The 24,446-nt window shown below is 64.0% G+C and carries 23 protein-coding genes; 14 read left to right on the top strand and 9 right to left on the bottom strand.

Annotated elements, in window-relative coordinates; translation table 11 throughout:
* From paaD to AB3X95_RS32135, 5 genes are all read left to right on the top strand, one after another.
* On the top strand, positions 1–302 hold a 302-nt coding region (gene paaD / locus AB3X95_RS32155; RefSeq protein ID WP_368623396.1), incomplete at its 5' end, for a 1,2-phenylacetyl-CoA epoxidase subunit PaaD.
* A 1-nt stretch (position 303) separates the two neighbouring features.
* Positions 304–1,392 (top strand): 1,2-phenylacetyl-CoA epoxidase subunit PaaE, encoded by a 1,089-nt coding sequence (gene paaE / locus AB3X95_RS32150; protein ID WP_368623395.1) that lies wholly within the window; start codon positions 304–306, stop codon positions 1,390–1,392.
* A 175-nt stretch (positions 1,393–1,567) separates the two neighbouring features.
* On the top strand, positions 1,568–2,383 hold the full coding sequence (locus AB3X95_RS32145) for a DUF1835 domain-containing protein (RefSeq protein WP_368623394.1): 816 nt from the start codon (positions 1,568–1,570) through the stop codon (positions 2,381–2,383).
* Positions 2,384–2,399: 16 nt separating this feature from the next.
* Entirely contained in the window at positions 2,400–3,041 is a 642-nt protein-coding gene (locus AB3X95_RS32140) for a TetR/AcrR family transcriptional regulator (protein ID WP_184226278.1), read from the top strand.
* 239 nt (positions 3,042–3,280) lie between these two features.
* Positions 3,281–3,949 (top strand): GNAT family N-acetyltransferase, encoded by a 669-nt coding sequence (locus tag AB3X95_RS32135; protein ID WP_368623393.1) that lies wholly within the window; start codon positions 3,281–3,283, stop codon positions 3,947–3,949.
* Between the two features lie 99 nt (positions 3,950–4,048).
* Here the strand turns inward: AB3X95_RS32135 and AB3X95_RS32130 are convergent, their stop codons facing one another.
* Entirely contained in the window at positions 4,049–4,546 is a 498-nt protein-coding gene (locus tag AB3X95_RS32130) for an Lrp/AsnC family transcriptional regulator (RefSeq protein ID WP_176110082.1), read from the bottom strand.
* A gap of 189 nt (positions 4,547–4,735) precedes the next feature.
* Here AB3X95_RS32130 and hppD point away from each other — a divergent pair, with 189 nt between their 5' ends.
* Entirely contained in the window at positions 4,736–5,833 is a 1,098-nt protein-coding gene (gene hppD / locus AB3X95_RS32125; RefSeq protein ID WP_368623392.1) for a 4-hydroxyphenylpyruvate dioxygenase, read from the top strand.
* A 137-nt stretch (positions 5,834–5,970) separates the two neighbouring features.
* Here the strand turns inward: hppD and AB3X95_RS32120 are convergent, their stop codons facing one another.
* A complete protein-coding gene (locus tag AB3X95_RS32120; protein WP_176124619.1) occupies positions 5,971–6,165 on the bottom strand; it encodes a hypothetical protein in 195 nt (64 codons plus the stop codon).
* Between the two features lie 388 nt (positions 6,166–6,553).
* Between AB3X95_RS32120 and AB3X95_RS32115 the strand changes: the two genes are divergently transcribed.
* Positions 6,554–10,153 carry an indolepyruvate ferredoxin oxidoreductase family protein gene (locus AB3X95_RS32115; RefSeq protein ID WP_368623391.1) on the top strand — a complete coding sequence of 1,200 codons (3,600 nt, stop codon included), beginning with the start codon at positions 6,554–6,556 and terminating at the stop codon, positions 10,151–10,153.
* Between the two features lie 159 nt (positions 10,154–10,312).
* Here the strand turns inward: AB3X95_RS32115 and AB3X95_RS32110 are convergent, their stop codons facing one another.
* Both AB3X95_RS32110 and AB3X95_RS32105 read right to left on the bottom strand, forming a co-directional pair.
* Positions 10,313–12,595 (bottom strand): NADP-dependent malic enzyme, encoded by a 2,283-nt coding sequence (locus AB3X95_RS32110; protein ID WP_368623390.1) that lies wholly within the window; start codon positions 12,593–12,595, stop codon positions 10,313–10,315.
* Between the two features lie 293 nt (positions 12,596–12,888).
* Positions 12,889–14,133, bottom strand: coding sequence for an MFS transporter (locus AB3X95_RS32105; protein WP_368623389.1), 1,245 nt, complete (start codon positions 14,131–14,133; stop codon positions 12,889–12,891).
* 313 nt (positions 14,134–14,446) lie between these two features.
* Between AB3X95_RS32105 and AB3X95_RS32100 the strand changes: the two genes are divergently transcribed.
* Positions 14,447–15,133 carry an orotate phosphoribosyltransferase gene (locus AB3X95_RS32100; protein WP_368623388.1) on the top strand — a complete coding sequence of 229 codons (687 nt, stop codon included), beginning with the start codon at positions 14,447–14,449 and terminating at the stop codon, positions 15,131–15,133.
* Positions 15,134–15,291: 158 nt separating this feature from the next.
* Here AB3X95_RS32100 and AB3X95_RS32095 read toward each other — a convergent pair whose 3' ends face one another.
* Complete coding sequence (locus AB3X95_RS32095) at positions 15,292–15,981, bottom strand: response regulator (RefSeq protein ID WP_176124615.1); 690 nt, start codon at positions 15,979–15,981, stop codon at positions 15,292–15,294.
* A gap of 269 nt (positions 15,982–16,250) precedes the next feature.
* On the opposite strand from AB3X95_RS32095, the gene AB3X95_RS32090 reads away from it, so the two are divergent.
* From AB3X95_RS32090 to argC, 3 genes are all read left to right on the top strand, one after another.
* The gene (locus tag AB3X95_RS32090) at positions 16,251–16,847 is read left to right on the top strand and encodes a YbhB/YbcL family Raf kinase inhibitor-like protein (protein WP_176124614.1); all 597 of its coding nucleotides are present in this window, start codon (positions 16,251–16,253) and stop codon (positions 16,845–16,847) included.
* Positions 16,848–16,937: 90 nt separating this feature from the next.
* Entirely contained in the window at positions 16,938–17,510 is a 573-nt protein-coding gene (locus tag AB3X95_RS32085; protein WP_176380117.1) for a flavodoxin family protein, read from the top strand.
* A 217-nt stretch (positions 17,511–17,727) separates the two neighbouring features.
* The gene (argC, locus tag AB3X95_RS32080; protein WP_176124610.1) at positions 17,728–18,675 is read left to right on the top strand and encodes an N-acetyl-gamma-glutamyl-phosphate reductase; all 948 of its coding nucleotides are present in this window, start codon (positions 17,728–17,730) and stop codon (positions 18,673–18,675) included.
* Positions 18,676–19,047: 372 nt separating this feature from the next.
* Here the strand turns inward: argC and AB3X95_RS32075 are convergent, their stop codons facing one another.
* On the bottom strand, positions 19,048–19,683 hold the full coding sequence (locus AB3X95_RS32075) for a LysE family translocator (RefSeq protein ID WP_368623387.1): 636 nt from the start codon (positions 19,681–19,683) through the stop codon (positions 19,048–19,050).
* 108 nt (positions 19,684–19,791) lie between these two features.
* A complete protein-coding gene (locus AB3X95_RS32070; RefSeq protein ID WP_176367717.1) occupies positions 19,792–20,661 on the bottom strand; it encodes an NAD(P)-dependent oxidoreductase in 870 nt (289 codons plus the stop codon).
* Positions 20,662–20,754: 93 nt separating this feature from the next.
* Here AB3X95_RS32070 and AB3X95_RS32065 point away from each other — a divergent pair, with 93 nt between their 5' ends.
* Together AB3X95_RS32065 and AB3X95_RS32060 are read left to right on the top strand one after the other, a co-directional pair.
* Positions 20,755–21,513 carry a Mut7-C RNAse domain-containing protein gene (locus AB3X95_RS32065; protein ID WP_176380113.1) on the top strand — a complete coding sequence of 253 codons (759 nt, stop codon included), beginning with the start codon at positions 20,755–20,757 and terminating at the stop codon, positions 21,511–21,513.
* Positions 21,514–21,566: 53 nt separating this feature from the next.
* On the top strand, positions 21,567–21,845 hold the full coding sequence (locus tag AB3X95_RS32060) for a hypothetical protein (RefSeq protein ID WP_176110069.1): 279 nt from the start codon (positions 21,567–21,569) through the stop codon (positions 21,843–21,845).
* A gap of 151 nt (positions 21,846–21,996) precedes the next feature.
* On the opposite strand, the gene AB3X95_RS32055 is transcribed toward AB3X95_RS32060, so the two are convergent.
* Positions 21,997–22,206, bottom strand: a complete 210-nt coding sequence (locus AB3X95_RS32055; protein ID WP_018432578.1) for a hypothetical protein — start codon at positions 22,204–22,206, stop codon at positions 21,997–21,999.
* A 270-nt stretch (positions 22,207–22,476) separates the two neighbouring features.
* Complete coding sequence (locus tag AB3X95_RS32050) at positions 22,477–23,229, bottom strand: IclR family transcriptional regulator C-terminal domain-containing protein (protein WP_176110068.1); 753 nt, start codon at positions 23,227–23,229, stop codon at positions 22,477–22,479.
* A 235-nt stretch (positions 23,230–23,464) separates the two neighbouring features.
* Between AB3X95_RS32050 and AB3X95_RS32045 the strand changes: the two genes are divergently transcribed.
* Positions 23,465–24,394, top strand: a complete 930-nt coding sequence (locus AB3X95_RS32045; RefSeq protein ID WP_176367718.1) for a DMT family transporter — start codon at positions 23,465–23,467, stop codon at positions 24,392–24,394.
* Positions 24,395–24,446 lie beyond the last annotated feature (52 nt).

The following is a 24,446-nucleotide window of genomic DNA, read 5'->3' as shown; positions in this document are numbered from 1 at the left end:
CCTACCGCGTCGCCACCGTGCTCGCGCCGGCCTGGACCACCGACTGGATCACCGCCGAGGCGCGCGAAAAACTGCGCGTCTACGGCATCGCGCCGCCCACGGGCAACTGCGGTTCAGCCGCGACCTCGGCGTCACAGGAAAAAGTCCTGCGCTTCGTGCCGCGCGCGCTGCCCGCCCCGGCCTGCCCGCGCTGCGGCTCCGCACACACCGAGCGGCTCGCGCAGTTCGGCTCGACCGCCTGCAAGGCCCTGTATCGCTGCCTCGACTGCCGCGAACCCTTCGACTACTTCAAACCGTACTGATATGGCCACCCCGCAATTCCATCCGCTGCGTATCCGCGAAGTACGTCCCGAAACTGCCGATGCGGTGTCGGTCGCCTTCGAAGTCCCGCCCGAGCTGCGCGAGCAGTATCGCTTCACGCAGGGCCAGTTCGTCACGCTGAAGACGCATATCGAAGGGGAGGAAACGCGCCGCTCGTATTCGATCTGCGTGGGCGTCACCGACTACGACCGCGACGGCGAGTTGCGCATCGGCATCAAGCGTGTGCGCGGCGGGCGTTTCTCGAACTTCGCGTTCGACACGCTGCAGCCCGGCCACACGATCGACGTGATGACGCCGGACGGCCGCTTCTTCACGCACCTGAACGCCGAACAGGGCCAGCAGTACCTCGCGTTCTCGGGCGGCTCGGGCATCACGCCGGTGCTCGCGATCATCAAGACCACGCTCGAGGTCGAGCCGCGCAGCACCTTCACGCTCGTGTACGGCAACCGCAGCGTCGACCAGATCATGTTCGCCGAGGAGCTGGAGGACCTGAAGAACCGCTTCATGAACCGCTTCGTGCTGTATCACGTGCTGTCGGACGACCTGCAGGACGTCGAGCTGTTTAACGGCGTGCTCGACCAGCAGAAGTGCGCGGCGTTCCTCGAGCAGTTGCTGCCGGCCGACGCGATCGACGAGGCGTTCATCTGCGGCCCCGCGCCGATGATGGACGCCGCCGAGGCGGCGCTGAAGGCCGCCGGCGTGCCGCCCGCGAAGGTGCACGTCGAGCGCTTCGGCACGCCGCTGCCGCAGGCGGGGGTGCCGCCCGTCGAGATCAGCGCGGACACCCCGGCTGCCGACCTCGAGATCGTGCTCGACGGCAAGCGGCGCAGGCTGCGCCTGCCGTATCAGGGCGTGAGCGTGCTCGACGTCGGGCTGCGCGCCGGTCTCGCGCTGCCGTACGCGTGCAAGGGCGGTGTGTGCTGCACGTGTCGCGCGAAGGTGCTCGAGGGCGAAGTGAAGATGGAAAAGAACTACACGCTCGAAGAACACGAGGTCCGCGACGGGTTCGTGCTGACGTGTCAGTGTCATCCGGTGAGCGAGAAGGTTGTCGTCAGTTACGACGAACGTTGAGTCGGGAGCTTTCGTGGCCTGGGTGTGGAGTCGCTTCGTGTGACGGCCGCCGCCGCTTTCGGCCGTTTCGCGATCCGCTTACACTAGGGGCCGCTCATCGATCGGGACATCGGTTTCCAGTCGGCGAGCGGCCTCTTTTTGTTACAGCTGCAAGCGTCACAGCAAGCCTTTGCCCATGAGCACGATTCATCTCACCAACGGCGACGTCGCCGCCGAGTCGCTGCGTACCGCGCTGGCCCAGGCGGGCCGCGACGACCGCGTGCAGCCGTCGCGCGACGATCTGGCGGTCGGCCCGCTACGCGGCGTCGACGACGCTCCGTACGTGCGCGCCGACTTCTGGGAACGCGTCAACGCCGACACGCAGCGCGACTTCGTGCGCGAGTTCCGCGAACAGGCCGCAGTGCTCGACGGCCTCTCGAACGACACCGCGAATCTCGTTGTGTGGCACGCCGAAAGCGCGTCCGATCAGCTGATGCTGCGCCGTGTCTGCTACCTGGTGCGCAACAGCCCGCAGCGTTTGAACGAAGTGCGGCTGTCGATCGCCGACCTCGCCGATCCGCAAGCGTGGGCGCATACGCGCAAGGACCGCGCGACATCGGTCGGCATGTTTGCGCCGGACGTATTGCAGGCACATCTGCCGGACGCCGCGCCGATTTCCGTGCTGCGCATCAGCCGGCTTGCGCTCGAATGGCAGGAGGTCAAGCAGGCGAACGGCGAGACGCGGCGCTGGCGTGACAATACCTTCACGAACGGCAGCTTTGCCGAACTCGACACGCTGATTCTCGAACGCGCAAGCGACGACTGGCAGCCCGCCGCGCGCGTCGCCGCCCATGTTATGACCTCCGAACTGTGGTTTCTCGCCAGCGACAGCATCGTGCTGTGGCGCATGCGCGAACTCGCGACGCAACGACGCATCCACCTGCGTGGCGACGCGAACGAATGGCGCTCGCTCGAACTGCGCGCGGCGTCCGCTTCCAGCTCACCCCAATAAGATAAAACAGACAACTATGGCCCGCACCCGAGCCCCCGACCACGAAACCCAGCGCGAGCAGATTCTCGAACTGGCCGCCGCGAAGTTTGCGCAGACCAGCTACCCAAGCACGTCGATGGCCGATCTCGCCGCGGCGAGCGGCACCTCGAAGGCGCGCCTCTATCACTATTACGAGAGCAAGGAAGCGATCCTGTTCGACCTGCTCGATCGCTACACGAAGCGGCTGATGCTGATCATCGCCGAGGTGGAAGGGTCGAGCCAGCGGCGCGAACTGAGCGAGCGCGAAACCTTCGCGGAGCTGATCCGCGCGTTCCTGTCCGAGTATGAGACGTCGCACAGCCGGCACGTCGCGCTGTTGAACGATGTCAAGTATCTGGTCGATTCGCAGCGCGAGATCATCCTGAACCGCCAGCGCGACGTGGTCGCCGCGTTCGCGCGGCAGCTCGCGCGTGCCTACCCCGAACGAGCGACGCGCGACAACCAGACCGCGCTGACGATGATGGTGTTCGGCATGATCAACTGGACCTTCACGTGGCTCAAGCCGGACGGCCGCATGGGTTATAGCGAGTTCGCCGAACAGGTGGTCGGCATGGTCGAGCATGGTCTCGGCACCGCGCCGGTCAAGTCAGACGACGGTCCGAACCGGCGCCTTGGATGATGCAAAGCAACAACATTCATACGAAATATGTCAGCTCCGGGGATGCATGCGGCATCCTGTCCCGAACGTGCGTTCATTTTGCATTTCCTTTAAAAATCAATTGACTAAAATTAGGGCTCCAGCGGTCTAGGTAATCACCTCAGTTTTTGATACGGGTTTTCCCTAGTGAATGGCTTGGGTTTCCGCTAAAATCGGTTTTGCGGTGCACAACACCGCCTGATTAAAAGGAGAACCCGACCATGAACATGCTGAGCCTTCGCACCACCGAGCCGATCGCGCCGAACGACCGCGCGTCGCTGTCTGCTGGACGCGCGCACGTTCTGGTCCGAGAACTCACCGCGGTCGATCGCGAACGCCTGCTCACGCACTTCCTCGCGCTCGACGAAGAAGACCGACTGCTGCGCTTCGGCCAGGTTGTGCCGAACCGCGTAATCGAAAACTACGTGCGCACGATCGACTTCACGCGCGACACCGTGTTCGGCGTGTTCAACAGCAAGCTGGAACTGAGCGGCGTCGGCCATCTGGCCTACCTGCCGGCCGAAGGCAACAAGCGCACCGCCGAATTCGGCGTCTCGGTCCTCGAAAGCGCGCGTGGCATCGGTATCGGCTCGAAGCTGTTCGAGCGCGCCGCGATCCGCAGCCGCAACACGCATGTAACGACGCTCTACATCCACTGCCTGGCGCGCAACTCGACCATGATGCACATCGCCAAAAAGGCCGGCATGAAGATCGAATACGCGTACGGCGAAGCCGACGCCTATCTGACGCTGTCGCCGGCAGATCAGTCGAGCATCCTCGCGGAAATGCTGCAGGAGCAGGCCGCCGTGTTCGACTACGCGCTCAAGCGCCACGCGCGCCAGGCATCGCGACTGTTCGAGTCGTTCATGCCGGTGGCTGTCGCTGCCTGAATAATCGCTACGGGGAATTGAGACTGGGGCGGCCGCAAGGTCGCCCTTTTTTCTATCTGTACCAAATCAACGCCATGCGCAGGGCGTGACGCGTGAAGCCTACAAAATGGGCAGCGCTGTCGTTTCCTTGATTTTTTCGAGCGAAAAGCTCGATTTCACATCGATCACCGATGGATGCCGCAGCAATTGATCCTGGACGAAGCGCGAAAAGTGCGCCATGTCCTCGACCTGGACGCGCAGCAGATAATCCATCTCCCCCGTCATCGCGTGACACGCGACCACTTCGGGCCACGTCTGCACGGCCGCGCCGAACAGATCGGCGTGGGTGGCATCGCCATGCGGACTGAACGCGCGACCGCCGCCCTTCTCCAGCCGCACGTTGACATACGCAAGCAGGTCGAGTCCGAGACGCTGCGCGTCGAGTAGCGCGACGTAGCCGCGAATCACGCCGCTTTCCTCGAGCCGGCGAATCCGCCGCAGGCACGGACTCGGCGACAGATTGATCCGCTCCGCTATCTCCTGATTCGACAGCCGGCCATTTTCCTGAAGGATCGCCAGAATGCGTCGATCGATCGCATCTATCTCGCTATTAGCCATGTTCTGCCACGTTTCGCTCGAATCGAGCCATAAAGTAGCTCGAGAATAGCGACGCGCGATTAAGTTCGCAAGTTCTTGCCTCCATCACAGTTCTACACTTGCCCTATCCGGTCGCGCTCAGCCGACCGTCCCGCGCGCTCACCGCCAGCGCGCCTCGGCAACCCCCTTGCATGGGATTGGAGACAGACAATGCAGGTTTCTACTTGGGAAAATCCGGTCGGCACCGACGGCTTCGAATTCATCGAATACACGGCGCCGGACCCGAAAGCGCTCGGCAAACTGTTCGAACGGATGGGTTTCACCGCCGTTGCGCGACATCGTCACAAGGACGTGACGCTGTATCGTCAGGGCGACATCAATTTCATCGTCAACGCGGAGAAGCATTCGTTCGCGCAGCGCTTCGCGCGCTTGCATGGCCCGTCGATCTGCGCGATTGCGTTTCGCGTGCAGGACGCCGCGAAGGCCTACAGCCAGGCGCTCGAAAAAGGTGCCTGGGGATTCGACAACAAGACCGGCCCGATGGAGCTGAACATCCCGGCGATCAAAGGCATAGGCGATTCGCTGATCTATTTCGTCGACCGCTGGCGCGGCAAGAACGGCGCGGCGCCGAACAGCATAGGTGACATCGACATTTACGACGTCGACTTCGAACCGCTTCCCGGCGCGAACCCCAATCCGGTCGGCCACGGCCTGACCTATATCGATCACCTGACGCACAACGTGCATCGCGGCCGCATGCAGGAATGGGCCGAGTTCTACGAGCGCCTGTTCAACTTCCGCGAGGTGCGCTACTTCGACATCGAGGGCAAGGTGACGGGCGTGAAGTCGAAGGCGATGACTTCGCCGTGCGGCAAGATCCGCATTCCGATCAACGAGGAGGGCTCGGACACGGCCGGCCAGATCCAGGAATATCTGGACGCGTACCACGGCGAAGGCATCCAGCACATCGCGCTCGGCACCAGCGACATCTACCGCACCGTCGACGGCCTGCGCGCGTCGAACATTGCGCTGCTCGACACGATCGACACCTACTACGAACTCGTCGACCGGCGCGTGCCGAATCATGGCGAGCCGCTCGAGGAACTGCGCAAGCGCAAGATTCTGATCGACGGCGCGCCGGACGATCTGCTGCTGCAGATCTTCACCGAAAACCAGATCGGCCCGATCTTCTTCGAAATCATCCAGCGCAAGGGCAATCAGGGCTTCGGCGAGGGCAACTTCAAGGCGCTGTTCGAATCGATCGAGCTCGACCAGATTCGCCGCGGCGTCGTACAGGACAAGACCTGATCGCGGTGACTCGCGCCTGATCGGCGCGCAGAAGAAAAAAGGGCGAGGATCGCAGGATCCTCGCCCTTTCACGTTGCACGCCGCCGCTCTCTTCGAAACGGCGGCCGGTTGTCACAAGACGCGCGCGATGCGGCGCGTCATGAATTCTGCCTGTACTCATTGCTGCCGGTCGCACCGTCGATCGTTCCGACCTGCGCCGGCGCTACCTGCGCCGTGCGAATGATCGCGTTCGACAGCGCCCCCGTACTGCCCGGATTCGAGTGCATCGGCGCGCTCATCGCGAAGAAAGCGGCGGAAACCATCAGGAACGTCTGGATGTTTCTTGTGTTCATGCGTACTCCTTTTCTAACTGCCCTGCTGTCCAGAAGCTGCGCAAAATGCGCAGCGATCAGCATCGCTCGCAGGTCGGGGATTAGACAGTGGTTTTCACTGCGGTTCCGCACATTTGTAGGTTTTACAGCTTGTTACATGCGCAAGCACAACCCAACTCGATTCCGTGGAAAATCCGCGCCAACTGCTGACAACGCGCGGCCAACTTGCAGCGAAACCATCTGAAATCAGACTCGGCGCGGGCGATTTTTGATCCGCTGCGGCGGGTTTCCACCAGTGCTACCATCGCTTGAAACCCGTCAATATGACGACCCCGGCCCCAGCATTCACGAGATGCCGGGGGCCAGAAAAGTTTTGGTGATCCCAAGCTGAAGTGGAGGAGTACACATAATGAATGCCCCGCTAGACGCAGGTCAGCGAGCCTCGCTCGAAGCCGCGTTGTCTTCCGTCACGCTCGACGACAAATACACCCTCGATCGCGGCCGCGCTTACATGAGCGGCATCCAGGCGCTGGTGCGTCTGCCGATGCTGCAGCAGGAACGCGACCGCGCCGCTGGCCTCAATACGGCCGGCTTCATCTCCGGCTACCGCGGGTCCCCGCTCGGCGGACTCGACCAGTCGCTGTGGAAAGCCAAAAAGCATCTGTCCGCGCATCAGGTCGTGTTCCAGCCAGGCGTCAACGAAGACCTCGCGGCCACCGCCGTGTGGGGTTCGCAGCAGGTCAACCTGTACCCGAGCGCCAAATACGACGGCGTGTTTTCGATGTGGTACGGCAAGGGCCCCGGCGTCGACCGCTCCGGTGACGTCTTCAAGCACGGCAACTCGGCCGGCTCGTCGCGGCACGGCGGCGTTCTGGTGCTCGCCGGCGACGATCACGCGGCCAAATCCTCGACACTCGCGCACCAGTCCGAACACATCTTCAAGGCGTGCGGGCTGCCGGTGCTGTTTCCGTCGAACGTGCAGGAATATCTGGACTTCGGCCTGCACGGCTGGGCGATGAGCCGCTATTCGGGCCTCTGGGTCGCGATGAAGTGCGTGACCGACGTGGTCGAATCGTCCGCATCGGTCGATATCGACCCGCACCGCACCAGCATCATCCTGCCGGAAGACTTCGTGATGCCCGACGGCGGGCTGAACATCCGCTGGCCCGATCCGCCGCTCGTGCAGGAAGCGCGTCTGCTCGACTACAAGTGGTACGCGGGCCTCGCCTACGTGCGCGCGAACAAGCTCGACCGTGTCGAAATCGATTCGCCGCACGCGCGCTTCGGCATCATGACCGGCGGCAAGGCCTATCTCGACGTGCGTCAGGCGCTGACCGACCTCGGTCTCGACGACGAAACCTGCTCGCGCATCGGCATCCGGTTGTACAAGGTCGGCTGCGTGTGGCCGCTCGAAGCGCAAGGCGCGCACGCCTTCGCGCGCGGTCTCGACGAAATTCTCGTGGTCGAGGAAAAGCGCCAGATCCTCGAATACGCGATCAAGGAAGAGCTGTACAACTGGCCCGACGCGCAGCGCCCGCGCGTGTTCGGGAAGTTCGACGAAAAAGACGGCGCGGGCGGCGAATGGTCGGTGCCGATGGGCAACTGGCTGCTGCCGGCGCACTACGAGCTGTCGCCCGCGATCATCGCGAAGGCCATCGCCACGCGGCTGGACAAGTTCGATCTGCCGTCGGACGTGCGCGCCCGGATCGCCGCGCGCATCGCGGTGATCGAGGCGAAGGAAAAAGCGCTCGCGCGGCCGCGCGTCGAAGTCGAGCGCAAGCCGTGGTTCTGCTCGGGCTGCCCGCACAACACTTCGACCAATGTGCCGGAAGGCTCGCGCGCGATGGCCGGCATCGGCTGTCATTACATGACGGTCTGGATGGACCGCAGCACCAGCACGTTCAGCCAGATGGGCGGCGAAGGCGTCGCGTGGATCGGCCAGGCGCCGTTCACGAACGACAAGCACGTGTTCGCCAATCTCGGCGACGGCACCTACTTCCACTCGGGGCTGCTCGCGATTCGCGCGGCGATCGCGTCGAAGGCGAACATCACCTACAAGCTGCTGTACAACGACGCGGTCGCGATGACGGGCGGCCAGCCGGTCGACGGCGTGCTGACCGTGCCGCAGATCACGCACCAGCTCGCCGCTGAAGGCGCGGCGAAAATTGTCATCGTCACCGATGAGCCGGAGAAATACGCGGCGAATGTCGGCCTCGCGCCCGGTGTCGACATTCATCACCGTGACCAGCTCGACGACGTGCAGCGCCAGTTGCGCGAGATTCCTGGCACCACGATCCTGATCTACGACCAGACCTGCGCGACCGAAAAGCGCCGTCGCCGGAAGCGCGGCGCGTATCCCGATCCGGCACGGCGCGTCGTGATCAACGAGGCGGTGTGCGAAGGCTGCGGCGACTGCTCGGTGAAGTCGAACTGCCTGTCGGTCGAACCGCTCGACACCGAGTACGGCACGAAGCGCCAGATCAACCAGTCGACCTGCAACAAGGACTTCTCGTGCGTGAACGGCTTCTGCCCGAGCTTCGTCTCCGTTGAAGGCGGCCAGTTGCGCAAGCCCAAGGCGGCGTCGGGCGCCGGCGCCGACATGCCGCCGGTGCCGGACCCCGAGCTGCCGTCCATCGAGCGTCCGTACGGCGTGCTGGTGACGGGCGTCGGCGGCACCGGCGTCGTCACGATCGGCGCGCTGCTCGGCATGGCCGCGCATCTCGAGAACAAGGGTGTCACTGTGCTCGACGTCACCGGCCTCGCGCAGAAAGGCGGCGCCGTGATGAGCCACGTGCAGATCGCGAACCAGCCGGCCGACATCCATGCGACCCGCATCGCGATGGGCGAAGCGAGCCTCGTGATCGGCTGCGACGCGATCGTGACCGCCAGCGACGAGTGCGTGTCGCGGATGCAGGCGGATCGCACGCGCGTGGTGCTGAACAGCGCGCACACGCCGACCGCCGAGCTGATCAAGAATCCGAACTGGCGCTTCCCCGGCAGCAGCACCGAAGCCGACGTGCGTGCCGCAGCGGGGGACGACAACGTCTCGGCCGTCGACGCGAACCACTTTGCGGTCGCGCTGCTCGGCGACGCGATCTACACGAACCCGTTCGTGCTCGGCTACGCGTGGCAGCGCGGCTGGGTGCCGCTCACGCACGAGTCGCTGATTCGCGCGATCGAGCTGAACGACGTGCAGGTCGAGAAAAACCGTGCCGCGTTCGAATGGGGCCGGCGTGCCGCGCACGATCTGGCCGCGGTGCGCAAGCTCGCGCAAACCCAGGGACGCGGCGAGTCGGCCGACAACGCAAGCGGCAAGATCATCGCACTGCATACGCCGAAGGCGCTCGACACGCTGATCGACAAGCGCGCCGACTATCTGACCGCATGGCAGAACAGTGCGTACGCAGAGCGCTATCGCACGCTGGTGTCGCAGGTGCGTGCTGCGGAAGAAGCGCTCGATTCCGCCGACGGCCAAATGCCGCTGACCGAATCGGTCGCCAAAAACCTGCACAAGCTGATGGCGTACAAGGACGAATACGAAGTCGCGCGTCTGTACAGCGACCCGGCGTTCATCGAAAAGCTGAACGCGACGTTCGAAGGCGACTGGAAGCTGCATCTGCATCTTGCGCCGCCGACGCTATCGAAGAAGGACGCGCACGGCCATCTGGTGAAGAAGAAGTACGGTCCGTGGATGTTCCGCGCGATGCACGTGCTCGCGAAGCTCAAGTTCCTGCGCGGCACCGCGCTCGACGTGTTCGGCAACACCGAGGAGCGTCGCACCGAGCGCGCGCTGATCGGCGAATACGAGGCATTGGTGCGTGAATTGATCCGCGGGCTGACTGCGCAGAAGCGCGATCTCGCGGTCGAGCTCGCGAACCTGCCCGACGGCATCCGCGGTTATGGGCACGTGAAGGAGAACAACCTGAAAGGCGTGCGCATCAAGTGGAACGAGCTGCTCACGCGTTGGCGTTCGTCCGATGCAGGCAAGACGACGCAGCACGCGGCCTGATCGACTCTGGCAGTTGAACTGAAAAGCGGCGGTCTTCACGGACCGCCGCTTTTTTTCGGACGCAAAAAAGCGCCACGGAACCGCAATTCCGTAGCGCCTTTACCGAAGCCGTCGCGCGCGCGTTACTGCCGCCCCCGCTTCAACCCCGCGCGATGCACGTTACTTCGCGTTCACCGACTTGCGCGCGTTAGCCGAAGCGACCGCCGTCATGTTGATGATCCGGCGCACGGTCGCGGCCGGCGTCAGGATGTGCACCGGCTTTTCCGCGCCGAGCAGGAACGGTCCGACCGTCACGCCTTCGCCGCCCACCACCTTCAGCAGGTTGTACGCGATATTCGCCGCTTCGACGTTCGGCATGATCAGCAGGTTCGCTTCGCCGGCGAGCGTCGTGCCCGGGAACGCGGCCTTGCGGATCGCCTCCGACAACGCCGCGTCGCCGTGCATTTCACCGTCGATTTCGAGCGACGGCGCGCGTTGCGTGATCAGCTTGCGCGCCGCGGCCATGCGCTGCGACGACGACGACGGCGCGCTGCCGAAGTTCGAGTTCGACAGCAGCGCGACCTTCGGCGTGATCCCGAACTTCTCGATTTCGCGCGCGGCGAGCATCGTCATGTCGGCGAGCTGCTCGGCGGTCGGCACTTCGTTCACGTACGTGTCGCAGATGAACAGGTTGCGTCCCGGCAGCATCAGCAGGTTCATCGCGGCGAAGTTATCGACGTTGTCGGCCTTGCCGAGCACCTGCTCGATGAAGTTCAGGTGCGTGTGGTACTGGCCGATCATGCCGCAGATCATGCCGTCCGCATCCCCGAGATGCACGAGGATCGCGCCGATCAGCGTGTTGAACTTGCGCATCGCAGCCTTCGCGACGTCGGGCGTCACGCCTTCGCGCGCGCCGATTTCGTGATACGCCTGCCAGCTCTTGTGATAGCGCGGATCGTCTTCCGGATCGACGATTTCGACGTCTTCGCCGCACTTGAGCTTCGAGCCCATCTTCTTCAGACGCATCTCGATCACCGACGGACGGCCGACCAGGATCGGCTTCGCGATTTTTTCGAGCAGCACGAACTGCGCGGCGCGCAGCACGCGCTCGTCTTCGCCTTCGGCGAACACGATGCGCGCCGGTGCCGACTTCGCCGCCGCGAAGACCGGCCGCATCACCATGCCCGAGCGATAGACGGTCGCGCCGAGTTGTTCGCGATACGCGTCCATGTCCTGGATCGGACGGGTCGCGACGCCCGAATCCATCGCGGCCTGCGCGACGGCCGGCGCGATCTTGATGATCAGACGCGGATCGAACGGCTTCGGAATCAGGTATTCGGGACCGAATTCGAGGGAGTGGCCTTCGTAGGCCTTCGCGACCTCATCGCCCTGGTCGGTTTCCTCGGCCAGTTCGGCGATCGCGCGCACGCACGCGAGCTTCATTTCTTCGGTGATCGTCGTCGCGCCGACGTCGAGCGCGCCGCGGAAGATGAATGGGAAGCACAGCACGTTGTTGACCTGGTTCGGATAGTCCGAACGGCCGGTCGCGATGATGCAGTCCGGGCGGACCTTGCGCGCTTCTTCCGGACGGATTTCCGGCTCGGGGTTCGCGAGCGCGAGAATCAGCGGCTGCGAGCCCATTTCGGCGACCATCTCCGGCTTCAGCACGCCGGCGCTCGAGCAGCCGAGGAACACGTCGGCGCCACGAATTGCGTCGGCGAGCGAGCGCGCTTCGGTGTGCGCCGCATAGCGTTCCTTTGACGGATCGAGGTTGCCGCGCCCTTCGTAGATCACGCCCTTCGAGTCGGCGACGATAATGTTCTTCTTCGACAGACCGAGATTGACGAGCAGATCCAGGCACGCAATGGCGGCGGCGCCCGCGCCAGAACAGACCAGCTTCACTTCGTCGAGCTTCTTGCCGACCACTTTGAGGCCGTTCAGGATCGCCGCCGACGCGATGATCGCGGTGCCGTGCTGATCGTCGTGGAAGACCGGAATCTTCATACGTTCGCGCAGCTTCTTCTCGATGTAGAAGCACTCGGGCGCCTTGATGTCCTCGAGGTTGATGCCGCCGAGCGTGGGCTCGAGCATCGCGATCGCCTCGACGAGCTTGTCCGGATCGGATTCGGAGAGCTCAATGTCGAACACGTCGATGCCGGCGAACTTCTTGAACAGACACCCTTTGCCTTCCATCACCGGCTTCGCGGCGAGCGGGCCGATATTGCCGAGGCCGAGCACCGCTGTACCGTTCGTGATCACGCCGACCAGGTTGCCGCGCGACGTGTACTTCTGCGCGTCGAGCGGTTCCTCGTGAATCGCCATACAGGCTGCAGCCACGCCCGGCGAATACGCGAGCGACAAATCCAGCTGGTTCGACAGCGGCTTGGTGGGCGTCACCGAAATCTTGCCAGGTTTCGGATTCTGGTGATATGCGAGAGCGCTTTGCTTGAATTGTTCGTCCATTTCTAGGCCTGCGAGACGTAAGTGATTGGACCCGGCGCCCCACACCGTTGCGGCGTTTTCATCTGTCGAATGGATAGCCGATCGAGGCGGTTTTCGCACGCGCCCGGCAAGGCGCGATGACTTACCTCGACGAAGACGGGACGATGTGGAGTGCTTCGCGGGTCGATCAGTGTACACCCCGGAAGTGTCGATGCACTGAGTGGTTAACAGAACTCACCATTGGCGAAACAGCCGCTATAAATGCGGAGTCGCTGCACTTGACGCTGTTTTTCCGCCAATTGTCGGCGGCAAGCTCAGTCGAGCTCGGCGCCGCGTCGCTCAGGGATCAGAAATAGTGTCGCGAAGATGTCGAGCAGGTAAATCGACGCGAGCAGCGCGAGCGCCGCGCCGAACGAGTAGCGCGCCGCCAGCGCGCCCACCACCACCGGCCCAAAGCCGCCCACTGCGCGCCCGGCGTTGAACAGCACGTTTTGCGCGGTGGCGCGCGCATCGGTTGGATAGAGCTCCGAAATCAGCGCGCCATAGCCGCCGATCATGCCGTTCACGAACACCCCCATCGCCGCGCCGCCGATCAGCAACGCCATCGGCGTCGTCAGTTGCGCATATACGAACACCATCACGACTGCGCCCGCCTGGTAGAACAGGAACGTCGGCTTGCGGCCGAAGCGGTCGGCGGCGATGCCGAATAGCCAGATGCCGGCCGCCATGCCGAGAATCGTCGCGGCGGTCCATAGCCCCGATTTGGTCAGCGAATAGCCGAAGGTCTTCGACAGATAGCTCGGCAGCCAGATCATCAGCCCGTAATAGCCGAAGTTCTGCACCGAGCACAGGATCATGACGCCGAGGCTCGCGCGCGTCGTGCGCGCATCGACGAACAGCAGTTTCAGCGGCAGCTTGCGCATGCCGCGCGCGACGCGTTGGTTGAAAAGCGCCGGCTCCTCGACGCGGCGCCGCACGAAGAACGACACGACCGCCGGCAACAGCCCGAGCGCGAACATGCCGCGCCAGCCGATCACCGGCAGCAGGAGCGGCGTCAGCAACGCGGCCGCCAGCACGCCGAACTGCCAGCCAAGACCGACATACGACGACACCCGCGCCCGCTGCGACGCCGGCCACGCTTCGGCGACCAGCGTCATGCCGATGCCGAATTCGCCGCCCAGCCCGATGCCGGCGATGGTCCGGTAGACCAGCAGGTCCGTATAGCCCTGCGCGAGCGCGCACAGGCCGGTGAACACCGCGAAGATCAGGATCGTCCACGTCAGCATGCGCACGCGGCCGAAATAATCGCTGAGCACGCCGAACAGCACGCCGCCCGCGACTGCGCCGATCAGCGTCCATGTAACCAGCGCGCCGGCCTGCGACGAGCTCAGATGCAGGTCGGCGGCGATCACGGGCAGCATGAAGCCGAGGATCAGCAGATCGAAGCCGTCCATCGCGTAGCCCAGCACCGACGCGAGCAGTGCGCGGCCCGCATGGCCCGGCTTGACGGCAAAACGGGTTTCGGTGGCGGAGGCTGAGGCGGATGGAGCGGCGTTCATTGAAAGCATTCCGTTGGTCTGGAGGCGGCTGCGTGGGTTGCCACCCGGGAAAGTCGCGTGAGTGTAAAGGCGGCCTCAGCCGGTCACAAGCCGATGCGCGCGCCGAAGCGCCCACCGGGGGCGGCGGCGCGTACGACGGCCTCCTCGGTGCGACCCATTTCAGGTAAAATAACGGCCCACGCGCGCAGCAAAAGCCGGTCTTTGCTCTTCCCCCGGCCGCGTATCCCGCCCAGCATGGCGCGGCATACCCCGCTTGCTGCGCCACCGGGCCCGGCGCCCGCTTCTCCCCCCGCTCACTCCGAAGGATCCGCCCATGACAGGCTTCGATCGCCAGACGATCTCCGACACCACCGCCAAAATGCTGCTCGAAGTGCAAGCAGTGCATTTCAACGCGGAGAAACCGTATATTTTCACGTCCGGCTGGGCGAGCCCGGTGTATATCGACTGCCGCAAGCTGATCTCGTATCCGCGCGTGCGCCGCGGCCTGATGGAAATGGCCGAAGCGACGATCCTGCGCGACGTCGGCTATGAGCAGATCGACGCGGTCGCCGGCGGCGAAACCGCGGGTATCCCGTTCGCGGCATGGCTGTCCGACCGCCTGATGGTGCCGATGCAGTACGTGCGCAAGAAGCCGAAGGGTTTCGGCCGCAACGCGCAGATCGAAGGTCTGTTGACCGAAGGCCAGCGCGTGCTGCTCGTCGAAGACCTGACGACCGACAGCCGCAGCAAGATCAACTTCATCAACGCACTGCGCACCGCCGGCGCGACGGCGAACCACTGCTTCGTGCTGTTCCACTACAACATCTTCAAGGAAAGCGTGTCGGTGCTGAAAGACATCGACGTCGATCTGCACGCGCTCGCCACGTGGTGGGACGTGCTGCGCGTAGCGAAGCAAAACAACTACTTCGACACGAAGACAATCGACGAAGTGGAGAAATTCCTGCACGCGCCGGCCGAATGGTCCGCGGCGCATGGTGGTGCGACGTCTGCGCCGCAATAAAGCCATCGCGGTAAAGCAGTGACAATAAAAACGTAGCCGCTTTATGCGAATTGAATAAGAAAGCCGCCTGTTGCGAAACAGGCGGCTTTTTTTATCGCCGATTGCATATTGCCGATTACCTTTCGCCGATTACGCGGCGGACAAAACGAGGCGCGATATCAGGACTCGTTCGCGATGTTCCTGGCCGCGTTCGACGACAGATTCAGCAAACCATTGCTCTGTGCATACTGGAAAAGTTGGGAGTCGCGATCGATTCCGAGCTTGCGCATGGCTGCATTTTTCTGCGTGCTGATCGTCTTGATGCTGCGATTCAAACGCTCCGAAATTTCCTTGATCGTCATACCCGACACGAACAGCCGCACGACTTCGAGTTCGCGCCTCGACAGCTTCGAGTCGTCGCGCTTGCCGGCCGAATTGACCCGCAACCCTTCGAGCACCGCCTTCACCGACGGACTCATATAGGTCATGCGACGGCCGACGTGCTGTACCGCAAGCGCAATATGGCTTAGATCGTCCGACTTGTTCACGACCGACGTCACGCCAAGCTCCTTGAGCCGTTTCAGTAAGGCGGCGTTCTCGAGCATGGTGAGCACGACAATGGGCAGGTTCGGAAAATTGCGGCGTAAATAGTCGATCAGTTGCAAGCCATCGCCGTACTGACCGCCCGGCATGGCCAGGTCGGTGACGAGCACGTCGCATCCGGTGGATTGCAACAATTTGATGAGTTCAGTCGACTGTCTTGCGCGCCCAACGACTTGCATACCGGGAAATTTGTGAAGCGCATTTTCGGCACCAAACAGAATAACCGGATGATCGTCTGCCACCACGACCCTGAGTGAAACTTGCATCGTCCTCCTCTGGACGGATAAACCGGTCTCCACAACTTCTAACACTTCTTTCGACGCTCGCTATTTAAACGAGATAAATACAGCCAGGGTCGCCCGATAATCCTCTTACTATAGCTGATTTCCTATCTGCTAATTCCGCGGAAAGCGAACAGATTGCGTCGCAGAGCTAATCAGCGCTGGTGTTAGACTTTATTCGACCTTGGGGCACAATTCAGGAAAACGACCATCGCGAGGACCCGCGCCTCGCGCCCTGACAGGAGAACCGGCATATGCGCGTGCGTTGCCTGGTTGTTTCGTTGGCTTCATCCTGGTGGCATCGATCGCTCGCCGTCGGTGCGATGCTCGCACTATTGGCGGCGCATAGTGCCGGTGCCCGCGCCGACGAGCCGTTCACGCTGACGAGCGCGAGCGTGCGCGCGGGCGGCGCCGTGCAGAATGCGCAGGTGTTCGACCAGAGCGACTGCAAGGGCGGCAACCGTTCACCGCAGCTTTCATGGCGCGCCGCACCGGCCGGCACGCGCGGCTTCGCGATCACGATGTTCGACGAGGACGCGCCTGGGCGCGGCTGGTGGCATTGGGCGGTCGCGGGCATCCCAGCCACGGTCGACAGCCTGCCCGAGAATGCCAGTTCGTCCGGTTTCCTGCGCAAGCTCGGCGCGGTCGAAGCGCGCAACGACTTCGATACCGACGGCTATGGCGGCCCGTGCCCGCCGCCCGGCAAACCGCATCGCTATATCATCACCGTGTACGCGCTGAACTCGGCCGATCTGCGTCTCGCGCAAGGGCGTCCCGCGTTGATGTTCGATCACGAGATCGGCACGGCCGCGATCGGCAGCGCGAAGCTGGTGATCAATTACGGGCGCTAGTGGCGGCCAGCGCGGTCGTCATGGCGCGCCGCCTCGCCGCATCGGGTTTCGTCTCCCATCACCTTCCGGGTCGCCTTGCTGGAGCAGTCCATGTCGAAGATCGTCATCGTTTATCACAGCGGCTACGGCCATACGAAGAAGGTCGCCGAAGCCGTGCTCGCGGGCGCGCTCGAAGCCGGTGCGCACGCGAAGTTGATGCCGGTGGGCGACCTCGACGACGCCTCGTGGGACGAACTCGCCGCGGCCGACGCGCTGATCTTCGGCGCGCCGACCTACATGGGCGGCCCGTCGGCCGACTTCAAGAAGTTCGCCGATGCGAGCTCGAAACCGTGGTTCGCGCAGGCGTGGAAGGACAAGATCGCGGCCGGCTTCACGAACTCGGCGACGATGAACGGCGACAAGTTCTCGACGATCCAGTACTTCGTCACGCTGGCGATGCAGCACAGCATGATCTGGGCGGGCACCGGCATGATGCCGTCGAACACGAAGGCCGCGACGCGCAACGATCTGAACTTCGTCGGCGGCTTTACCGGCCTGCTCACGCAATCGGCGGCCGATGCGTCGCCCGACGAAGCGCCGCCGCCGGGCGATCTCGAAACCGCGCGCCTGTTCGGCGCGCGCATCGCGGGCGTCACCGCGCGCTGGATCGCGGCGCGCGGTTGATGGCAGAGCGGCCTGAACGGCGCCGAAGCGGCGTCGCGCCGCATCTGTAGTGCATCTTCGGTCATCAGCCCGCATTTGCCGCGCAACGGGTCACGCCGATGTCACGTTGCGCGCGCATCGTCGTTTTTTCGCGCTGCACCGCACGGTCGCGGCGATGACGTCTTAAAATAACGTTCCGGCGCGGCGTCGCGCCCCGTTTCCAGCGAGTGAGAGTGAGATGAGCACGAAAGTTTTTGTCGACGGACAGGAAGGCACGACCGGCCTGAAGATTTTTGAATACCTGTCGCAGCGCGCCGACGTCGAAATCCTGCGTATCGAAGAAGCGAAGCGCAAGGACCTGGACGAGCGCCGTCGTCTCATCAACGCATCGGACGTCACGTTCCTGTGTCTGCCCGACGTCGCCTCGCGCGAATCCGCTTCGCTCGTCGAGAACGACCGCACGGTGCTGATCGACGCGAGCACCGCATTCCGTACCTCGCCCGACTGGGCCTACGGCCTGCCTGAACTGGCCCGTTCGCAGCGCGAGCGCCTGCGCACCGCCAAACGCATCGCCGTGCCGGGCTGCCACGCCTCGGCGTTCGTGCTCGCGATGCGCCCGCTCGTCGAAGGCGGCGTCGTCGCGCCCGAGTTCGCCGCGCATGCCTACTCGATCACCGGCTACAGCGGCGGCGGCAAGAAGATGATTGCCGACTACGAAGCCGGCGGCAACGACAGGCTGAAGAGCCCGCGCCCATACGCGCTCGGCCTCACGCACAAGCATTTGCCGGAAATGGCCGCGCATACGGGCCTGAAGTCGGCGCCGATCTTCACGCCGATCGTTGGCGACTTCTACAAGGGCCTCGCGGTCACCACGTACTTCTCGCCGGGCCAGCTCGCGAAGAAGACGACACCGCAGGACGTGCAGGCTCTGTTCGCCGAGTACTACGCAGGCGAAGCATTCGTGCACGTCGCACCGTTCGACGCCGACGCGAACCTCGACAACGGCTTCTTCGACGTGCAGGCGAACAACGACACCAATCGTGTGGACCTGTTCGTGTTTGGCAATGAGGAGCGCTTCGTGACCGTCGCGCGTCTGGACAATCTCGGCAAGGGCGCGTCGGGTGCGGCGATCCAGTGCATGAATCTCGCGATCGGCGCGACCGAAGACAGCGGTTTGAAACGCTAAGCGAGTCGACCCGCGAGCCTCGCTGCGAGCCTACGAAAAAGCCAGCCGGTCTATAAAGACCGGCTTTTTCGTTTTAATACCGCGAACCCGGTCACTTCCTTCGTGGCCGCGTCGTATAAGGTCTGAGCTTGATTTTCTGTGCTTGCGGCGGCGGCGCTTTGCGCACGCGCGGCGAATTCCGGGCAAAAAAAAGCCCGCCTAGGTTGGCGGGCTGAATCCATATCAGAGGAGACATGGAGGAGACAAGACGTACTATAGCAAACCGCTTGGTGCGTTGCAACATGCAAATTAGGGTTGACCCTCGATGTTGCAAACATACAACGGTCACACAAATACGCTTCAGTTTCCCTTGTCTGCCAGCAGGCGCGGTGCTCAGTGCCGCACCAGCGCCATCATCGCGCCGAAACCCACGAATACACCGCCCGTCAGCCGGTTGAACATCCGCGCGACGCTGCGGCTCTTCAGCTTCACGCCGATGCGTGTACCAAAACCCGCGTACACCAGATACCAGCTGACCTCGATCAACGCGAACGTCGCGAGCAGCACGCCGAACTGCGGCAACTTCGGTTCGGTGGCATCGATGAATTGCGGCAGCAGCGCGGCCGCGAACAGAATCGCCTTCGGATTGCTGCTCGCGACCAGAAAGCCGTTGCGAAAAAGCGCGAAGCGCGAGCGCGCGGGCCTGACCGCCAGATCGTCGACGGTTTGCGCGGCGGCTTCGTCGGCCGGCGCGCGCCATGCCTTGATGCCCAGATACACGAGGTAGGCGGCGCCGATCATGCGCAGTGCGTTGAACATGGTCGGCCATGCCGCCAGAAACACGCCGAGTCCCGCCGCCGATACCGCCAGCATCAGCACCAGCGCCGACAGACAGCCGGCCATCGTCGCGCTAGCGCGGCGCAGGCCGTGCTGGGCGCCGTGCGTCATCACGAGCAGCATGTTGGGACCGGGAATCGCGGATACGACGAAAACGGTGGCGACGAACAGCCACCAGGTATGCAGAGTCATCGAGGTCGGGAGTAGGGAAATCGGGCGGCCATTATGCCTTGCCGGCCAGCGTGACTCCATGCGGTCACATTGGGTCGATCGCTCGCGTGCGGCGATCGACGGCCACGATCAACGGCCGGCGCGCCGCGCGGCCACCTGGCCCAGCACCGCGAAATCCTTCTCGCCGTCGCCGTGCGCGATCGCCTCGATCAGGCTGTCGCGCACCACGCTTGCGACCGGCATCGGCGTCGTCACCGCATCGGCGGCGGCGAGCGCGAGGCGCACGTCCTTCAGTCCCAGACGCGCCTTGAACAGCGCCGGTTCGAAGCGCTGCTCGGCGATCAGCTTGCCGTAGCCCGAGTACACCGGCCCCGGGAACAGGCCGCTTGTGATCACATCGAGGAAGTCCTGCATTCCGACGCCGTGGCCCGTCACGAGCGCGGCCGCTTCGCCGAGCGACTCGATCGCCGCGCCGAGCATGAAATTCGCGGCCAGCTTCATCACGTTCGCCTGCTGCGGCAGCGAGCCGATGCGCCAGGTCTTCTGGCCGAGCACGTCGAAAATCGGCTGGATCCGGTCGATCGATTCGGCAGGGCCGCCCGCGACGATCGTCAGCTTGCCTGCGGCTGCGACGTCGGGCCGCCCGAGCACCGGCGCGGCCACATAGTGCACGCCGCGCGACGCGTGCGCGGTCGCCAGTTCCTCGGCGAGCGCCACGGAAATCGTCGCCATGTTCGCGTGGATCAGCCCACGCGGCGCATGTTCGAGCAGCGACGCGGTGATGACTTCGCGCAGCGCGGCATCGTCGGCGAGCATCGAGAACACGGCGTCGCCCGCAAACGCTTCAGCCGGCGTGGCGACCACTTGCGCGCCCCGCGCGGCCAGCGGCTGAGCCTTCTCCGGCGAGCGGTTCCACACGCGCACCTGGTGCCCGGCTTTCAGAATGTTTGCAACCATCGCGGCGCCCATCTCGCCGAGACCGATAAAACCGATGTCCATCTATCGCTCCGTCTTCTAAAGAACCCGAAGTAAAGCACACTCATGCGACATGCGCAGGACAACACGCAGCCCGCGCGGTGCGATACTGCAGGCATGGTCACCGCGACATTCCGCTTTTACGAGGAACTGAACGACTTCATCGCCCGGCCGCTGCGCCGGCGCGCGTTCACCTGCGTCTGCGCGCGCGACGCGACGACCAAGCACATGATCGAAGTGCTCGGTGTGCCGCATACCGAGGTCGAGCTGATCCTCGTGAACGGCGAGTCGGTCGGTTTCGATTATCCGCTCGCCGACGGCGACCGCGTCGCGGTCTATCCGAAGTTCGAGGCGCTCGACATCCAGCCGCTGCTGCGTGTGCGCGAGCGTCCGTTGCGCGTGATGCGCTTCATCGCCGACGCGCATCTCGGCGGCCTTGCGCCACTATTGCGGCTCGCGGGCTTCGATACGCTGTACGACAACCACTTTCCCGACGCCGATATCGAGGCGCTCGCCGCCGCGCAACAGCGCATCGTGCTAACGCGCGACCGCGAGCTGCTCAAACGCCGCCACATCACGCATGGCTGCTATGTGCGCGCGCTGCGGCCGCGCGAGCAGTTACGCGAAGTGTTCGAGCGGCTCGATCTCGCGCGCAGCGCGCAACCGTTCCGGCTATGCCTGGTATGCAACGCGCCGCTGCGGCGAATCGGGCGCGAGGAAGCCGGCCCGCGTGTGCCGCACGGCGTGCTGCAGCGGCATAGCCGCTTCGTCACCTGCGATGTATGCGGACGGGTGTTCTGGGAAGGCACGCATTGGCAGAGGATGCGTGCGTTGATGGACAGCGTCTCCGCCAGCGCGCCGGAGCGAGTCGGCTGACGTCGCGTGCTTGCGTACAATGCGGGTTGATCTATTTGGCAGAGGCCTTTCCGATGGCGATGAAAAAAACCGACCTTGAAAAGAACAAGGCGCTGAAACTGGGCAACGCGATGAAGCAGGCGGCCGCGAACCGCGGCGGCAAGAACGCGGCGACCGAGCCGAAAGTCGACCGGCGCGAGCAGCGCAAGCTCGATCAGGCGCAAGGCCTCGTCCCGTTTGCGTGCAAGCTCAATAGTGGGCTGGTGGAAGAGCTAAAAACGCGCGCCGCCACGCATCCGGACGGCCTGAACGGGCTGCTCGATGAAGTGATCCGGCGCGGGCTCGCGGGCTGATCCTCCCGCGCGCAATATTCGCCGCAAAAGCAAAAAGGCCAGAGCTCGCGCTCTGGCCTTTTTGCTTGCAACGCATCTGCCTTCACCGGCTGCATCGACCGGCAAGCGGCCCGGTGCAGCGGTATGGCACGCCCGACGAGCGGGCGTCGGCTTAGTTCTGCGTGCCCTTGTCGTTCGTGCCAGCGGCCGAAGCTGCAGCGGAAACGTGTGCCTTCTTGCCGTGGGTCTTCAGTTGCTTGATGTGGTGCTTCTTCGGTGCGCTTGCTGCTTCCGTAGCTGCGGCATCCGATGCCTGTGCGAAAGCCTGAACGGAAACGAGTGCGATCGAAGCGGCTGCGAGCGAGACGATAACTTTTTTCATGTGTTGATCCCCAAACCAGACGACTTAGTCAATGTGAATGAATACAACAGCTGCACGGTAGAGCGGGCCGGACTTCGAGGCGCCTTGTGCTCCCCGCGGGAGAGTATTACCCAAGCGTAGGCGGTTTGTCATGCGCAAAACTCGATATGTATTTTCCGGGAGACAGCCTGCTTTCAGCGTGCTTGCATCGACCTGCAAGTTGCACCAGGGACACTACCAACTCCCCCGTGAAGCCACCTGCCGCGCGCCTCGCCGACCGCTTCGCCGCGCTCAAACAAGGTTCCGCAGCAGGCTCGCGGTCTCCTGCAGCGCCGGCAAAACGCGGTGCAGCGCGGCGTTCGCCGACTCCTCGCCGATCGGCATGCTGACGCTGATCGCCGCGACCACCGTACCGTGCCGGTCGCGCAACGGCACCGCGACGCCGCGCACCCCGATCTCGAGCTGCTGGTCGGTGACCACGTAGCCGTTGCGGCGGATTTCGCCGAGCACTTCCCTGAGCCGGTCGACCGTCGAATAGGTGTACGGCGTAAAAACCTTGATCGGATACGACGCGAGCCACGGGTCGATGCTGTCGGGCGGCTGAAACGCGAGCAGCACGAGCCCCGCCGACGATAACGGCGCCGGCGCGCGCGAGCCGGTCACGAAGCCGACCGCCATCGCCCGATTCACGCCGTTGCGCGCGACGTACACGACGTCGTGTTCGTCGAGGATCGCGACCAACGCGGTTTCCTGCACGGTCGCGGTGATCCGCTGCAGGAACGGCTGCACCGTGCGCGGCAGCCGCGCCGAATCGAGGTAAGACTGCCCGAGCCGCAGCACGCGCGGCGCGAGCCAGAACAGCTTGCCGTCGGTGTCGACGTAGCCGAGCTCGCGCAGCGTCAGCAGATAGCGGCGTGCCGCCGTCCGTGACAGGCCGGCGCGCGCGGCGACCATCGTCGGCGTCATGCGCGCGTGTTCTTCGTCGAATGCTTCGATGATCGCGAGCGCCTTCGCGGCGCCCGCGATCCAGTCCTTGTCGTCCATTTCGTTTGCTCGTGGAAGGAGCCAGGGATCGCGGTCCGGTTTGCAAGTCGCGTGATCACAGCGATCCGCACGGCGGCGACCGCGGCCGTTGCGCGATTATCGCGCGGCTCGCGGGCTTTGCCTGCCCGGCGCGCGAGGCCCGCGTATCATGTGAGCGATTCCTTACGGGCTGCGCACCGCGTGGCGCGCCCTTGCGGCTTCCCAGCCCGATCCACACGACAAAACAGAACAAACCTTGAATCCCGACACCCGCCAACACCTGCGCGCGAACGTGCTGATGCTGATCGCCGCGATGATCTGGGGCTCCGCGTTCGTCGCGCAGAGACTGAGCCTCGATACGATCGGCCCGTTCCTGTTCACCGGCTTGCGCTTTTTGCTCGGCGCGCTCGTCGTGCTGACGATGATCGTCTGCGTGCGCCGCCCGGCGCTCGCCGAGTTGACGAAGCGCGCGCCTGGCGGCGCCCGCGAACTGCTTGGCGCGGGCGGACTGCTCGGTGTCGTGCTGGCCGTGTCGATCTCGCTGCAGCAGATCGGCCTGCAGTACACGAAGATCGCCAACGCGGGCTTCATCAGTTCGCTGTATGTGGTGATCGTGCCGCTGCTGGGCGTGCTGTTTCGCCACCAGACCGGTCTCGGTACATGGCTTGGCGCGCTGCTCGCGGCCGTTGGCATGTACTTCCTGAGCGTCGACGAGCACTTCTCGATGCTGTATGGCGACTGGTATCAGCTCGCCGGGGCGCTGGTGATTTCCGCGCAGATGATGCTGGTCAGCCGCTTCGCGGCGCGCCACGACACGCTGATGCTCGCGCTCGTGCAGTTCGTGACCTGTGGGCTCGTGTGTCTGTCGATTGGCCTCGTCGTCGAGCCCGTTAGCGCCGCAGTAATTGTGCGAGCCGCGCCGACGATCGCGTACGGCGGTGCATTATCGGTGGGCGTCGCGTATACGATACAGGTGGTCGCGCAGCGCTATGCGGCGCCTTCGCACGCGGCGGTGATTTTCAGCATGGAAGGCGTGTTCGCGGCGTTCGCGGGCTGGCTCGTGCTCGGTGAGACGCTGACGGCGCGCGCATTGTTCGGCTGTGCGCTGATGCTCGCGGGATTGATCGTGTGTCAGGTACTGCCGGGCTGGAAACGCGCCCGGCAGCGTGCTCCGCAGGGGTTGTGACTGACAGCAGTTGACACGATTCGACGCCGACGCTCGGTGCGCGACGCGCACC

Origin of the sequence: Paraburkholderia sp. BR13444, from assembly GCF_040948755.1 — a bacterium.
Lineage (GTDB): Bacteria > Pseudomonadota > Gammaproteobacteria > Burkholderiales > Burkholderiaceae > Paraburkholderia > Paraburkholderia youngii.
Note: the sequence above shows the minus strand (reverse complement) of the source record. Positions and strands in the feature narration are given on the sequence as shown.

Bases quoted from the DNA above. Each gene is read 5' to 3' on its own strand.
- AB3X95_RS32070 (WP_176367717.1), bottom strand. From the start codon at position 20,661: ATGGACATCGGTTTTATCGGTCTCGGCGAGATGGGCGCCGCGATGGTT.
- AB3X95_RS32105 (WP_368623389.1), bottom strand. From the start codon at position 14,133: ATGAACGCCGCTCCATCCGCCTCAGCCTCCGCCACCGAAACCCGTTTT.
- AB3X95_RS32115 (WP_368623391.1), top strand. From the start codon at position 6,554: ATGAATGCCCCGCTAGACGCAGGTCAGCGAGCCTCGCTCGAAGCCGCG.
- AB3X95_RS32075 (WP_368623387.1), bottom strand. From the start codon at position 19,683: ATGACTCTGCATACCTGGTGGCTGTTCGTCGCCACCGTTTTCGTCGTA.
- argC (WP_176124610.1), top strand. From the start codon at position 17,728: ATGAGCACGAAAGTTTTTGTCGACGGACAGGAAGGCACGACCGGCCTG.
- AB3X95_RS32085 (WP_176380117.1), top strand. From the start codon at position 16,938: ATGTCGAAGATCGTCATCGTTTATCACAGCGGCTACGGCCATACGAAG.
- AB3X95_RS32140 (WP_184226278.1), top strand. From the start codon at position 2,400: ATGGCCCGCACCCGAGCCCCCGACCACGAAACCCAGCGCGAGCAGATT.
- paaE (WP_368623395.1), top strand. From the start codon at position 304: ATGGCCACCCCGCAATTCCATCCGCTGCGTATCCGCGAAGTACGTCCC.
- AB3X95_RS32130 (WP_176110082.1), bottom strand. From the start codon at position 4,546: ATGGCTAATAGCGAGATAGATGCGATCGATCGACGCATTCTGGCGATC.
- AB3X95_RS32055 (WP_018432578.1), bottom strand. From the start codon at position 22,206: ATGAAAAAAGTTATCGTCTCGCTCGCAGCCGCTTCGATCGCACTCGTT.
- AB3X95_RS32060 (WP_176110069.1), top strand. From the start codon at position 21,567: ATGGCGATGAAAAAAACCGACCTTGAAAAGAACAAGGCGCTGAAACTG.
- AB3X95_RS32110 (WP_368623390.1), bottom strand. From the start codon at position 12,595: ATGGACGAACAATTCAAGCAAAGCGCTCTCGCATATCACCAGAATCCG.
- AB3X95_RS32065 (WP_176380113.1), top strand. From the start codon at position 20,755: ATGGTCACCGCGACATTCCGCTTTTACGAGGAACTGAACGACTTCATC.
- AB3X95_RS32145 (WP_368623394.1), top strand. From the start codon at position 1,568: ATGAGCACGATTCATCTCACCAACGGCGACGTCGCCGCCGAGTCGCTG.
- AB3X95_RS32135 (WP_368623393.1), top strand. From the start codon at position 3,281: ATGAACATGCTGAGCCTTCGCACCACCGAGCCGATCGCGCCGAACGAC.
- AB3X95_RS32090 (WP_176124614.1), top strand. From the start codon at position 16,251: ATGCGCGTGCGTTGCCTGGTTGTTTCGTTGGCTTCATCCTGGTGGCAT.
- AB3X95_RS32095 (WP_176124615.1), bottom strand. From the start codon at position 15,981: ATGCAAGTTTCACTCAGGGTCGTGGTGGCAGACGATCATCCGGTTATT.
- AB3X95_RS32100 (WP_368623388.1), top strand. From the start codon at position 14,447: ATGACAGGCTTCGATCGCCAGACGATCTCCGACACCACCGCCAAAATG.
- AB3X95_RS32050 (WP_176110068.1), bottom strand. From the start codon at position 23,229: ATGGACGACAAGGACTGGATCGCGGGCGCCGCGAAGGCGCTCGCGATC.
- AB3X95_RS32120 (WP_176124619.1), bottom strand. From the start codon at position 6,165: ATGAACACAAGAAACATCCAGACGTTCCTGATGGTTTCCGCCGCTTTC.
- hppD (WP_368623392.1), top strand. From the start codon at position 4,736: ATGCAGGTTTCTACTTGGGAAAATCCGGTCGGCACCGACGGCTTCGAA.